Origin of the sequence: Myxococcus sp. AB036A (assembly GCF_006547355.1) — a bacterium.
Classification (GTDB): Bacteria; Myxococcota; Myxococcia; order Myxococcales; family Myxococcaceae; genus Myxococcus; species Myxococcus virescens.
Genome location: NZ_VHLC01000163.1, coordinates 1 through 12,271, shown reverse-complemented (window position 1 = coordinate 12,271; position 12,271 = coordinate 1). Strand labels below are relative to the sequence as shown.

Below are 12,271 nucleotides of genomic sequence, written 5' to 3'. Positions count from 1 at the left end.
GCCACGGTGAAGGTGGCGGGGGAGATGCAGCACGACTTCAGCCTCAACCACACGCTGTCGCTGTACCTGCTCGACACGTTGGAGCTGCTGGACCCGACCACGGACACGTACGCGCTCGACGTGGTGTCGCTGGTGGAGGCCATCCTGGAGAACCCGGACGTGGTGCTCTACGCGCAGCTCAACCAGCTCAAGGGCGAGAAGATCAACGAGCTGAAGGCGCAGGGCGTGGAGTACGACGACCGCATGGCGGAGCTCGAGAAGCTCGAGTGGCCCAAGCCCAACCGCGACTTCATCTACGGCACCTTCAACAAGTTCGCGCAGAAGCACCCGTGGGTGGGCGAGGAGAACATCCGGCCCAAGTCCATTGTCCGGGACATGTTCGAGCGGTTCATGTCCTTCCCGGACTACATCCGTGAGTACGGCCTGCAGCGCAGCGAGGGCGTGCTGCTGCGGTACGTGAATGACACGTACAAGACGCTGGTGCAGACGGTGCCGGAGCGCTTCCGCACGGAGGAGGTGGAGGACTTCATCGACCACCTGCGCGCCACGCTCCGGCAGGTGGACTCCAGCCTGCTGGATGAGTGGGAGCGCATGCGCAACCCGGACGCCGCCGTCGAGGCGAAGCCGGTGGTGGAGCTCAAGCCGAAGGAGCTCACCGACGACCCGAAGGCCTTCGCCGCGCGCGTGCGCGAGGAGCTGCACCGGCTGCTCAAGGCGCTGGGCCAGAAGCGCTACATGGACGCGCTGGCCATGCTGGACAACGCGCTGGGCGAATGGACGGCCCCCAAGCTGGAGCAGGCCATGGCGCCGTACTTCGAGGAGCACAAGGTCGTGGTGCTCACGCCCCAGGCGCGCAAGCCCGCCAACACCTTCCTGAAGGAGTCCGGCACGCGGCTGTGGGAGACCCAGCAGCGCATCATCGACCCGGAAGGGCACGGCGACTGGATGATTGACTGCGAAATCGACCTGCGGGACAGGCGCCTGGATGAAGGCCCCATCCTGATGCTCCGCCGCATCGGCGTGTAGCCCGGCTCAGTCCTCGGAGGCCGGTGTCTCCGAGGGACGCGCCGCCGACAGCGACTCGGGCTCCGGCGGCGTCAGCTCACTCACCTCCAGCCCGCCGCCCGCGCCTGGCGTGAGCACCATCCGCCATTCGCCCGCGGCCAGCACCACGCGGTCCGTCTCACAGCGCACTTCCAGCCCCGCGTCCTCGACGGTCCACGAGCCCGCCCACACCGTCGTGAGCGACTCGCAGCCGGCGTCGTCGCACGCCTGCGTCTCCGCCACCCACACCCGGCCCTCGGGCGCGGCGGGGCAGGACACCGGCTCCGCGTAGCGAAGGACGGGGCCGTCCACCTCGCCTGGGCCCGCGTCGGGGAACATCGGCTCGGAGGGGAGCAGCTCCGCGCCACGCGCGGCCCTCGCCTCCCTCGGTACCCTGTCGAGCATCGCCGTCTCGGCCAGGGCCACCGGCGCGGCCAGCCAGCCACACAGCAACGTCACCTTCCCCCCCCGCATCGTCCACATGGCGACAAGCTCCTCGGCCGCGGTGTCGTTCGCGGCTCACGGGAGGCCTGTTGTGCAAGGCCTGGACCGGGCGGGTGTGTGGCTCAGGAGCCACGGGGCCGGGTGGCTTTCGGGCGGTGGCGCGTGCTGGCGTGTTTCGGGGCCGAGTCGGTCGGGAATGACAGACGCATCGCCGTGATTCGCGGGCGCACGTCACTTTCTCGCGCGGAAATGCGGGCCAGTTCGCTGCTCAGCGGCTACCGTCGCACCATATGGCCCGACTGCGTGCCGTGGATCAGCCGCTGCGCCGGGATGTCCGCCTGCTTGGCCGGCTCCTGGGAGAAGTCCTCGTCGAACAGGAAGGGCAGGCGCTCTTCGACCTGGAAGAAGAAGTGCGCCGCCTCGCCATCCAGCGCCGCCGAGGCCCCGTGGCCGGCCGGCGCGCGGTGGCGGCCGAGCTGGCGGAGGTGCTCCAACGCCTGCCGCTGGAGCGGGCCGAGCCGGTGCTGCGCGCCTTCTCCGTCTACTTCCAGTTGGTGAACCTGGCGGAGCAGCACCACCGCATCCGCCGCGCCCGCACCCACGCGGAGGTCGCGTCCGCCAGGCCCCAGCGCGGCTCGCTGGAGGCCACGCTGCAAGTGCTCAAGGAAGCGGGCATCCCCGCGGAGCGCGTGCGCGAGGCCATGCGCACCATGCGTGTGACGCTGACGCTCACCGCGCACCCCACGCAGGCCGTGCGCCGCACGCTGCTGGAGAAGCTCTACCGCATGGCGGGCCTGCTGGAGGAGCGGGACCGCTGCGAGCTGACGCCGCGCGAGTCCTCGGTGAACCTGGCGCTGCTGCGCGAGGAAATCACCCTCCTGTGGCAGACGGACGAGCTGCGCCGCGAGCGCCCCACCGTGGGTGACGAGGTGAAGAACGTCCTCTGGTACGTGGAGGAGGTGCTCGCGGACGAGCTGTCCCTGCTCCCCGAGCTGCTGGACTGGGCCTTCGAGCGTGCCTACGGCGAGCCGCTGGGGCCGGTGGACACGCCCGTGCGCATCCACTCGTGGGTGGGTGGGGACATGGATGGCAACCCGCTGGTGACGCCCGACGTGTTCGCGGACACGCTGCGCGCGCACCGGGCCCGTGGACTGCGGCGGTTGCTGCTCGACCTGGAGCGGCTGGGCGGGCGGCTGTCCCAGTCGGCGCGCCACGCGAAGCCGTCCGAGGAGCTGCTGAGCTCGGTGGCGAAGGACGCGGAGGAGCTGCCCGACACCGAGCGCCGCTACGGTCCCCGTACCCCGGGCGAGCCGCTGCGGCACAAGCTGCGCTTCATGGAGGAGCGGCTGCATCGTGCGCTCCACTACGTGACGCAGCAGCGCGCCGGGGCGAGCGTCCCCATGCCGCAGGGCGCCTACCGCACGCCGGAGTCCTTGTTGGCGGACCTGGACGTGCTGGGCCGCGCGCTGGAGGCGTCGAAGGGCACGCATGCGGGCCTTCGCGACGTGCGGCAGGTCCGGGAGCGGGTGCTCGCGCTGGGACTGTCGCTGGCGGAGCTGGAGGTGCGCGCGCCGGCCGAGGACGCGGTGAGCGCGGCGGGCTCGTTCAACGGGGGCCCGGCGCCGACGGAAGGTGGGGCGCGGCTCCTGGAGGTGCTGGCGCGGCTGAAGGAGGCCCAGTCGGAGTCGGGTGAGCCCGCGTGCCGCACGCTCATCCTCAGCATGGCCAGCACCGCCGAGGACGTGCTCGCGGCCTTCCGCTGCTTGAAGCACGCGGGCCTGTGGGACGAGAAGCGGGGCTGCGCCACGGCGGATGTGGTGCCGCTGTTCGAGCAGCTGGGCGCGCTGGACTCGGGCCCGGACGTGCTGCGCACGCTCTTCGCGGACACGGAGTACCGCAAGCACCTGGACGTGCGCGGTGGCCAGGAGGTGATGGTGGGCTACAGCGACTCCGGCAAGGAGGTGGGGCTCCTGGCAGCCAGCGCGGCGCTGTACCGCGCGCAGGTGGCGCTCACGGAGGTGTCTCGCGAGGCGGGTGTCCCGCTGCGACTCTTCCACGGCCGCGGCGAGTCCGTGGCGCGTGGCGGTGGCCCCGCGCAGGAGGCGATTCTCGCGCTGCCGCCGGGCGCGGTGGCGGGTGGCTACAAGGCGACGGAGCAGGGCGAGGCGCTGGACCACAAGTACGCGCGCCCGGAGCTGGCGCGGCGCACGGTGGAGCTCATCCTGGGCGGCGTGCTGCTGCACACGCTGGACGCGCAGCCGCGACCGGAGCCCGAGGCCGAGCGCACCTTCCGCACCGTGTTCGACACGCTGGCGGAGACGGGGCGCAAGGCGTACCGCGCCCTGGTGTGGGAGGACCCGCGGTTCCTGGAGTTCTTCACCGCCGCGACGCCGGTGGAGGAGATTGCGTCGCTGCCCATCGGCTCGCGTCCCAGCAAGCGCAGGGCGGGAGGCCTGGACACGCTGCGCGCGATTCCGTGGGTCTTCGCCTGGACGCAGAACCGGGCCATCCTCCCGGGCTGGTACGGCGTGGGCTCGGCGCTGGAGGCCTTCTCGAAGGAGGAGGGTGGGGCGGCGCAGCTCAAGCGCATGTACCAGGAGTGGCCCTTCTTCCGCGCCGTCATCGACAACGTCACCATGGTGCTGGCGAAGTCGGACATGGCCATCGCCGGGCGTTACGCGTCACTGGCGCCGCCCGCCACCCGTTCGGTGTGGCGGCGCATCCAGCAGGAGCACCGGCGTACGCGCAGGCAGGTGAAGCAGCTGACGGGCGAGTCGAAGCTGCTCGACAACAACCCGCAGCTCCAGCGCAGCATCTCCCTGCGCAACCCCTATGTGGACCCCATGTCCTTCCTCCAGGTGGAGCTGCTCAAGCGCAAGCGCGAGGGCCAGGCGGAGGTGGATCGTCCACTGTTGCTCACGCTCAACGGCATCGCCGCCGGCATGCGCAACACCGGGTAGGCTCCGCGACGTCGGACATTCGAGGAGACGGCGATGGCCAGGGAGACGTTCAGCGTGGTGGAGGTCAACCCGGCGCACCGCTTCGCGCGGTTGCGGCCCGAATCGGGCGGGCCGCTCCTGCACGCGGGGCTGTACCCGGAGGAGGAGGCCCCGGAGCCGCAGCTCCAGCTGCGTGAAGGGGACCGGGTGGAAGGCCAGCGGCGCGGGCAGTCGGTGGCGGACTGGGGCTGGGTGTCCCGCGCCGAGCCGCCCGCGGACCTGGTGGAGCGGATGGGCGAGCTGCTCGCGAAGTTGGAGAAGTACGAGCTGCGCGTGCCCGCCACGGCCTATGACCTGGCCGAGCACCACTGGCGGCAGAGCCGCGCCAACCCGCTGCACCTGGAGCTGCTCGCGCAGTTGCCCACCTTCTTCGACTGGGAGCTGTCCCACCCCTACGAGGACGGCGCGCTGTTGGAGCGGCTCCAGGCCGCCATGCAGCCGTACCTGCCCGGTTTCGAGGTGACGCCCCAGCCAGGCCGCGCCGCCTTCCGCCTGGAGCCCGGTGGACAGGACGTGCCGGCACCGGAGGGGAGCCGCGAGGCCCCCGTCTCCACCTTCGAGCCGCTGCTCCTCCAGGTGAACCGCCTGCTGGAGGGGGCCGGGGCCCCGGTGCGCTGGGTGCCCACGGAGGACGACTGGATTCTGGCGCCGCCGGGGCTCGCGGAGCTGCTGGTGCTCCACGGCGTGCTCGGCTCGCGCCAGGGCTGAGCGCGGGGGCGCGGCTAGAGGCCGCCCTCTTCGCGCAGCACGCGCGCGACTTCGTCCGCCATCACCCGGTGGCCTTCGATGCTGGGGTGGATGCCGTCCACCTCCAGCCCGTCGAGGAACAGGTGCACGTTCGCGGGCTGGCGCGTCACCGCCTCCAGGTCGATGATGTCCGGGCCGGCGCCGCCGCCGCGGAGCCACGAGTTGAGCTCCAGCCGCTGGGTCTTCACCACTTCGTAGGGCGCGTAGTTCGACTTCTCCTTGGGCAGCAGGGTGCTGACCCAGGTGCGGCAGAAAGGCGCGAGCCGGCCCAGCATCGTGTTCATCCGCGCCTGGATGACGGACAGGGAGTTCTTGTCGCCCAGGTCGTTGGTGCCCAGCAGGACGATGCAGTCGGTGATGCCCTGGAGCGCCAGCACCTCGCCGTCGAGCAGCGCCAGCGCGTCGTAGAAGCCCTGGCCACTCACGCCCGCGTTCACCACGGGCACGCCCAGCGCGGCCTCCACCTTGGCCGGCCAGGCGTTGCGCGTGTCGTTCTTCGTGTCGATGTAGCCCTCGGTGATGCTGTCGCCAATGGCCACGAAGGCGCGGCCCGTGGGACCTTCCACGTCGACGGTGGCCACGCCGACGGCGCGGTCGAACAGGGTGCCGCCCAGCGCGCCCGTCACCAGCGCATGGTTCCCCGCGCGCGCGAAGCTGCCTGGGAAGGCGCTGATGGCGCTGGCCGCCAGCGCGCCACGGACCTCGAAGGTGATGGCCAGCTCGTCCCGGAACGCCACCGGGAAGTCCACCGGGTCCGACGTCTTCCGCGAGCGCGCGCCCACGGTGAAGCCCTCCGCGCCATCGAAGGAGAGCGTCACCGGCGGGGACGCCAGCGCTCCATTGGCGCCCGCCTGGGCCACGGTGGCACGCACCAGCGTCATGCTTCCGTCGCCCGAGCGGAACGTCACGCGGATGCGCCCGCCGTCACGCGCCACCGGCACGCGCATGCGGAAGGTCGTCACGCTTCCCGCGGAGTGGGACGCGCGGAGCGCTTGATGGAAGCCCGGTTGGAACGAAGTCGCCGGCGGCGCGAAGGGCGGCACGGCCTGCACCTGCCGCCCGTCGTTCAGCACCAACACGGGCGCGACTTCCAGTGACGCGTCCGGCGCGTTCTGCTCCATCGTGGAAGCGCGGCTGTCGTCCTCTGGGGGCAGGTCACTGTCGGGTGAGTCCGTCACGCTGCCAGCACACGCCAGCAGCGCGCTGCTCGCGCACACGATGACCTTCCGCCACACAGGCTTCATTCCCATTCCCATCCCTCCCGGCTTTGCAGGATGCACACCACACCGTGCCCTGCCAGCCGGCCGTCTGGGAACCCTCCTCCTCCGAAGCCTCGTCTGCCTGGCCGCCCGCCACAGCGACCGGCCTGCTGTCTAAGGGACGCAAGCCCCCACGCCTGGGTTGCCATCCAATGCGCGGCAGCTGCCCGTAGAGCAGGCGGGCGTGCCACCGGGCTGACAGAGCGGGCGGCAGGTGAGGCCGCCTCCCGCATTCACACACGCGCTTCCCGGCGCGCATTGATTGCTGAAGTCGCACGACTGCCCCTCCGTTCGATTGCCGCTGCCCGCGCACAGCGGGCCTGACGTGGACGGGTAGCAGCTGAGTGGCGCTTCGCAGTCATCGCCAAAGGGGTTGCACACCCTGGACGGCGGGCCGCAGACCAGCGGCAGCTCGTCGGTGCCTTCCAGGCGGAGCACGGTATTGCACTCGCTCGCGTTCCCACATTGGGTCGTGGCATGGCACAGGCGCTGGCAGGTGAATCCACTCCCTGTTCCGTCAGGCGCCTCGCGGCAGAACAATCCTTGCCGGCAGGTGTCGTAGGCTAGGCCTCCGTCACCGGGCGCCAGTGTGCAGGGCGCGCCTTCGTCCGCGGTGCCCGGGGCCACGCAGCGCCGCTGGGTGACGCCATTCTCCATCGCATACGTGCAGCGCTCGTCTTGGGCGCAGTCCTGGGCCACCACGTCGCACTCCGCTTCGAAGCAGCGGCTGCCGGTGCCGCCGTCCGCCAGGTCCGCGAAGTAGCAGTCCTGGCCGTCGGCACAGCCTTCCTGCTGCGCCACGTTGCAGGCGAAGTCCCGCGCGCCGCCGTCCGCGTCCGTCCCGCCACCGTCCCCGGTGGGCGTTCCGCCTCCATCGATGCCCGCGTCCTCCTGGCCGCCGGGGCCCGGCCCGTTGCCGCCGTTGCAGGCCGCGGCCCAGAGGGCCAAAGCCAGGGTTCCAGTCAACACATAGAGGCGGTCCACACGCATTCCAGAGCTCTCCCGGGGAAGTCTCCGAGGACATAGGCACCCGAATTCGATAGAGGGGGCCTCTTGAATCAGGCGTGGAAAGCAGCGGACACTTGGCTGACGCCCAGGGCCTGGAGGTTGGCCTGGCGCGTCGCCCTGTGGAGCTGTGGGTGTGGGAAGCAGCGTGGTGTTCGCCAGGAGCGTCGAACGTGGGGGCTATCGGGTGCGTATGACAACCAAGGCGGCGGATGACATGGAGAACGGGGATCCAGCCGCATACGCGAACCGGCGGGCGGATGAGCGTGTGGCGGCGCGGTTCGAGGTTCGCTTCAACCAGACGCAGGACGCGGCGCGGGCGCTGCGTGCGTACTCCATCAACATCTCCGCGGGCGGCCTGTGCCTGCTGACGCGGAAGTCCTACGACGTGGGCTCCCACGTCCGGCTGTCCATGGCCATTGAAGGCGAGGAGTTCCACCTCACCGGCGTCATCGCCTGGGTGCGCGACGAGGCCGAGGCCATTGGCGTGCGCTTCACGGACATGAGCGACGAGGACCGGGCCCGGCTTCAGCGCGTGGTGGACAGCTTCAAGCGTTAGCGGACAGGGGCACCGCGAAGGATGGTGCCCGCCGCCTCGCCGCGGTCAGCGCTGGGATTCCGTATCGACGTGGCGGAACACGCCCGAGTCGATTTCGGTGAAGCCACACGCCGTGTAGAAGTTGCGCGTCTCCGGCGTCGTCGTCATGGGTGAGACGAGCTGGAGCTGCTTCGCGCTCAGCACCTTGCAGCGCTCCAGAATCTGCCGGATGAGCGCGCGGCCCACGCCGCGACGACGCCAGGTCTCCGTCACCACCAATTCGTCGATGGTGCCCACGCGTCCGCGCAGCCGGAGCTGGGGACGGTGGGAGAAGGACACCATGCCCACGGGCCGGTCCTGCGGGTCGCCGGCCACGAAGATTTCAATCTCCGGATGGCTGACGACCCAGTGGACCGTCTGCTGGTCCGTCCCCTGGGGGTAGCCCAGCTCCTTGAGGAGCGACGCCATGGCTTCGGCGTCACCCCGGCGGGCGCGGCGGATACGGAAGGCCGGCGCATCAGCGCCAGCGACGGGAGTGGCTGTCCGGAAGATTGGCTGTGACAAAGCCTTTGGAGTCTAACGAATGGGCCGCCATCCCTCCAAAGAGGAATGGCGGCCCGGGGTGCTTCCCTCGTGAGACAAGGGGCTCACGAGCAGGCAATTGTGGGTGTCGCTCTTACGGCTGCTCGCCCGCGAGCGACCGGATGGCGGTGGTGATGTCACCCAGCTGCGGCACCGACGCCATCTCCAGCGCGTCCGCCAGGCCGATGCCCGGCAGGAACTTGCCGGCCAGCAGCCGCGGCGGGGCCAGCAGCGAGTAGAACAGCTCCTCCACCGTGCGGCGCACCAGGTGCTCGCCGAAGTTCGTCACCTCGGTGTCCTCGTTGACGAAGAGGACGCGGCCCGTCTTCTGGACGGAGGCCTTGATGAGCTCCCAGTCGTACGGCCACAGCGAGCGCAGGTCGATGACCTCCGCGCTGATGCCGTCCGCGGCCAGCGTCTCCGCGGCCTTCGTGCACAGGGGCAGGGTGCGGCCGTAGCTCACCACGGTGAGCTGCGTGCCCTCGCGCACAATCTTGCCCTTGCCGAAGGGCACCGCGTACGCCTCCAGGCCCGTAGGCCACTGCGGCTTCCACTGGGAGCGGTCTCCCAGCGGCGCGTCGATGAGCTTCGACAGCGCGCGGTCATCCTCCGGCTCGCCCGGAATGCGCTCCTCGCCCTTCACGCGCAGGAGCGCCTTGGGCTCCAGGAACATGACGGGGTTCTTCTCCTGGCACGCGGTGATGAGCAGCCCGTACGCGTCCAGCGGCGTGGAGGGCATGACCACCTTCCACCCGGCGATGTGGGTCATCGTCGCGTCGAACGAGTGCGAGTGGTAGATGGACCCGCGGATGCCGCTGCCCACCGGCGTGCGCACCACCATGGGCAGGTTCCAGTCACCGAAGGTGGACCAGCTGGTGTTGCCCGCCAGCTTCAGCAGGTCGATGGTGTTGTAGACGTAGTCGCAGAACTGGATCTCCGCCACCGGCCGTCCGCCGGCCATGGCGATGCCCATGGCCGCGCCGATGATGCCGCGCTCGTCCAGGGGAGAGTTCCACGTCGTCTTCAGACCCTGCGTGCAGGTAAAGACGCCGCCCAGGGGGGCGCCCACGTCCTCACCGAAGATGTCGGTGACGCCCAGGTGCTCCTCGGCGTAGTGCAGGGCCATGCGGATGGCCTGTGCCATGTTCGCCATGGGTTACTTGTCCTCCGCGTAGATGTGCTTCCAGATGGATTCGGGGTCGGGCTGTGGCTCGTCGCGCACCTGTCGGGCGGCGGCGGCCATCTCCTCGGTGTACCTGTTGCGCAGCGCGTCCATCTGCTCTCGCGTCAGGACGCCGTCCTTCTCCAGCTTCGCCTCGAAGTCCGTGAGGCAGTCGACCTCGTTGCTCACGTAGTTGGCACCGGAGGCGGACGAGTGGCCGTAGAGGCGCGACACGTTGGCCTCCAGGAGGAAGGGCTTTCGCTCCGTGCGCACGTAGGCCATGGCCTCGCGCAGCTCGGTGTAGGCCTCCACGGCGTCGTTGCCGTTGATGGTCTTGCTGCGGATGCCAAAGGCCTTGCCGCGGTCGCTGATGCGCTGCTCGCCGTGCTGGCCCTCCGCCGCCGTGGAGATGCCCCACTTGTTGTTGGTGACGATGATGAGGATGGGCAGCGGGTTGACGGGGCGGCTGCTCCACACCAGGCACGAGGCGAAATCGCCCTCGGCCGTACCGGCGTCGCCACCAGTGACGATGGTGATGCCGTCACCGCCGTGGCGCTTCTGCACCATGGCCGTGCCCGGGGCGATGGCGTACTGGACCTCGATGGGCGAGGACACCGGCGCCACGTTGTACTTCCGGGCGGAGTAGTGGCCCGCGAAGTTGCGGCCGCCCGAATACGGGTCCGTGGCCGTGTTCTTCATCTGCCGCAGGGAGCCGATGGGCTCCTCACCCAGCGCGAGCAGGGTGCCGGACTGCCGATAGTGCGCATGCAGATAGTCGAAGTCGGGGCCCTGGCCCTTCTTCATGAGCAGGCCCAGGGAGACGTTGAACGCCTCCTCGCCGGGGCCGCCAATCCAGAAGTATCCGTGGCCCTGCTTGTACATCTGGATGAGGCGCTCCTCGAGAACGCGCGTCTTCACCATGAGGTCATGGATGCGGACCAGCAGCTCCCGCTCGAGCGGCGCGGACGCTTCTGAGGATTCTTTGATGAGTCGGGGACGAGACACGCGCGACCTTCCTCTGGCTGGAGGGGACGCCCCTATAACCCGGATACGTGCTTCCCGCTCAAGGCAGTTGATGGGCCGCCTGTCGGGACGTCAGGCGGAGAGCACCTTCTGGCGCGGCGCGGCAATCAGCGGGGCTCATCCGTGGCAGGAGTCCGCCCGTGCCGCAGCGCGGTAATTCGCTCGGTGAGTGTGGCCTCGCGGGCCGTCCCGGCATGCTCGGAGATGAGGGCCAGGGTGTCCTCGGACAGTTGCCGGGCGTGCGAGCTGTCCAGCAGCGAGGCCAGTTCCTGGAGCCGGCCGGTGTGCAGCAGTGCCAGCACCAGGGCATGGCCGGTGCGCGGCAGGGGCGCCTGCGTGAAGGCGGATTGGAGCGAGCCCACGGCCAGCTCCGGCAGCCCGTTGTCCAGGAGCATCTCGCCCACCAGGGCCGGGTCGTGAGGGCCCTCCAGGTCATCATCCGCGTCGGCCGCGCCTGGGGAGCGGGGCGTTCCGCGCAGCTCGTCCATCAGCTGCTCGATGGAGATGGCGCCCGCCGGTGCCGTTTGGGGCTTGCGGACCGCGCGGGGGAGGGTGAACCGACGCTCGGCGGGGCGCCGCTTCGGCATGCGGCGGAGTTGCTCGAGGTTCATCACCCCCAGCACCATCGCCAGCATCCCCATCCACAGCTGCTTCGACCAGATGGCCAGCCCCAGCACCACCACCGCCGTGGCGATGCCCACGCCGAGCACCGCCCGTTCGTGGCGGTAGCCGCTGCGGGCGCGCACCAGGTCCGCCAGCAGATGTCCACCGTCCAGCGGCTGCATGGGCAGCAGGTTGAAGAGTCCCCAGCCGATGTTGACCCACAGGAACTGCCGCACGCCCTGGTCCGCCAGTCCGCCCGGCTCACCCAGGGGAACGAGCTGCGACAGGCCCCAGATGAGTCCTCCCGCCAGGAAGCCAATGCCCGGCCCGGCGAAGCTCACGAAGGCCGACTGGTGGTGCGTGAGGTGCGCGGCGTCGTGGGTCTGGGTGGTGCCGCCCATGCCGTGCAGCTCGATTTGAGCGGGACAGCCGTAGCGGCGGAAGGCCAGCGCATGCCCCAGTTCATGGAGCAGCACCGACACGAAGACGATGCCCACCCACAAGGCGAGGCGCGCGGGCTCGGAGATGAGCGTCCAGCCCGTCATCAATGAGACGACGAAGAAGAGCGGATGGAGCCGGACGGGAAAGCCGGCCACGTGGAAGTGGGGCCGCATGGACACCCGACTGTAACGGGCACACTCGCACCGTGCCCGGCGAAGGGGGAGAGGCGCGGCGGACCCCGGGTGAATGACGCGGAGCTCCATGCGGGCCATGACACTGGCGTGACATGGCTTCAGTGACATGCCGGCTGGGGCGTCTTCCCCGGCGCGGCGTGGATGTGGGGACAGGGCCTCGCGAAGCACGAGAAGTGAGATAGAGTCTCGAAACACCCCTGTTTCCCCCGCGCGCCCCCGCGCGTCCCCAC

11 protein-coding genes are annotated in these 12,271 nt (G+C 70.1%); 4 read left to right on the top strand and 7 right to left on the bottom strand.

The window, feature by feature from the left end:
• The coding region (locus tag FL344_RS36625) for a DUF3516 domain-containing protein (protein ID WP_141621768.1) at positions 1 to 1,026 on the top strand (1,026 nt) is incomplete at its 5' end.
• 6 nt (positions 1,027 to 1,032) lie between these two features.
• On the opposite strand, the gene FL344_RS36620 is transcribed toward FL344_RS36625, so the two are convergent.
• Positions 1,033 to 1,527, bottom strand: coding sequence for a hypothetical protein (locus tag FL344_RS36620; protein WP_141621767.1), 495 nt, complete (start codon positions 1,525 to 1,527; stop codon positions 1,033 to 1,035).
• A gap of 251 nt (positions 1,528 to 1,778) precedes the next feature.
• Here FL344_RS36620 and FL344_RS36615 point away from each other — a divergent pair, with 251 nt between their 5' ends.
• Positions 1,779 to 4,448, top strand: coding sequence for a phosphoenolpyruvate carboxylase (locus FL344_RS36615; RefSeq protein ID WP_141621766.1), 2,670 nt, complete (start codon positions 1,779 to 1,781; stop codon positions 4,446 to 4,448).
• A gap of 33 nt (positions 4,449 to 4,481) precedes the next feature.
• Positions 4,482 to 5,195: a hypothetical protein gene (locus FL344_RS36610; RefSeq protein ID WP_141621765.1), complete on the top strand. Its 714-nt coding sequence runs from the start codon at positions 4,482 to 4,484 to the stop codon at positions 5,193 to 5,195.
• Between the two features lie 14 nt (positions 5,196 to 5,209).
• Here the strand turns inward: FL344_RS36610 and FL344_RS36605 are convergent, their stop codons facing one another.
• Positions 5,210 to 6,484 carry a GDSL-type esterase/lipase family protein gene (locus FL344_RS36605; protein ID WP_141621764.1) on the bottom strand — a complete coding sequence of 425 codons (1,275 nt, stop codon included), beginning with the start codon at positions 6,482 to 6,484 and terminating at the stop codon, positions 5,210 to 5,212.
• A 123-nt stretch (positions 6,485 to 6,607) separates the two neighbouring features.
• Complete coding sequence (locus FL344_RS36600) at positions 6,608 to 7,483, bottom strand: hypothetical protein (RefSeq protein ID WP_141621763.1); 876 nt, start codon at positions 7,481 to 7,483, stop codon at positions 6,608 to 6,610.
• 208 nt (positions 7,484 to 7,691) lie between these two features.
• On the opposite strand from FL344_RS36600, the gene FL344_RS36595 reads away from it, so the two are divergent.
• Entirely contained in the window at positions 7,692 to 8,057 is a 366-nt protein-coding gene (locus tag FL344_RS36595; protein ID WP_216608601.1) for a TIGR02266 family protein, read from the top strand.
• Positions 8,058 to 8,102: 45 nt separating this feature from the next.
• On the opposite strand, the gene FL344_RS36590 is transcribed toward FL344_RS36595, so the two are convergent.
• From FL344_RS36590 to FL344_RS36575, 4 genes are all read right to left on the bottom strand, one after another.
• The gene (locus FL344_RS36590; RefSeq protein ID WP_225887811.1) at positions 8,103 to 8,504 is read right to left on the bottom strand and encodes a GNAT family N-acetyltransferase; all 402 of its coding nucleotides are present in this window, start codon (positions 8,502 to 8,504) and stop codon (positions 8,103 to 8,105) included.
• A 208-nt stretch (positions 8,505 to 8,712) separates the two neighbouring features.
• A complete protein-coding gene (locus FL344_RS36585; RefSeq protein ID WP_011554560.1) occupies positions 8,713 to 9,771 on the bottom strand; it encodes an alpha-ketoacid dehydrogenase subunit beta in 1,059 nt (352 codons plus the stop codon).
• Positions 9,772 to 9,774: 3 nt separating this feature from the next.
• The gene (locus FL344_RS36580) at positions 9,775 to 10,785 is read right to left on the bottom strand and encodes a thiamine pyrophosphate-dependent dehydrogenase E1 component subunit alpha (protein ID WP_141588828.1); all 1,011 of its coding nucleotides are present in this window, start codon (positions 10,783 to 10,785) and stop codon (positions 9,775 to 9,777) included.
• 125 nt (positions 10,786 to 10,910) lie between these two features.
• Positions 10,911 to 12,020, bottom strand: coding sequence for a M50 family metallopeptidase (locus FL344_RS36575; RefSeq protein WP_228565630.1), 1,110 nt, complete (start codon positions 12,018 to 12,020; stop codon positions 10,911 to 10,913).
• Positions 12,021 to 12,271 lie beyond the last annotated feature (251 nt).

Coding starts and splice junctions, on each gene's coding strand:
- FL344_RS36610 (WP_141621765.1), top strand. CDS start 4,482: ATGGCCAGGGAGACGTTCAGCGTGGTGGAGGTCAACCCGGCGCACCGC.
- FL344_RS36575 (WP_228565630.1), bottom strand. CDS start 12,020: ATGCGGCCCCACTTCCACGTGGCCGGCTTTCCCGTCCGGCTCCATCCG.
- FL344_RS36595 (WP_216608601.1), top strand. CDS start 7,692: ATGACAACCAAGGCGGCGGATGACATGGAGAACGGGGATCCAGCCGCA.
- FL344_RS36600 (WP_141621763.1), bottom strand. CDS start 7,483: ATGCGTGTGGACCGCCTCTATGTGTTGACTGGAACCCTGGCTTTGGCC.
- FL344_RS36585 (WP_011554560.1), bottom strand. CDS start 9,771: ATGGCGAACATGGCACAGGCCATCCGCATGGCCCTGCACTACGCCGAG.
- FL344_RS36620 (WP_141621767.1), bottom strand. CDS start 1,527: ATGTGGACGATGCGGGGGGGGAAGGTGACGTTGCTGTGTGGCTGGCTG.
- FL344_RS36615 (WP_141621766.1), top strand. CDS start 1,779: ATGGCCCGACTGCGTGCCGTGGATCAGCCGCTGCGCCGGGATGTCCGC.
- FL344_RS36590 (WP_225887811.1), bottom strand. CDS start 8,504: ATGGCGTCGCTCCTCAAGGAGCTGGGCTACCCCCAGGGGACGGACCAG.
- FL344_RS36605 (WP_141621764.1), bottom strand. CDS start 6,484: ATGGGAATGAAGCCTGTGTGGCGGAAGGTCATCGTGTGCGCGAGCAGC.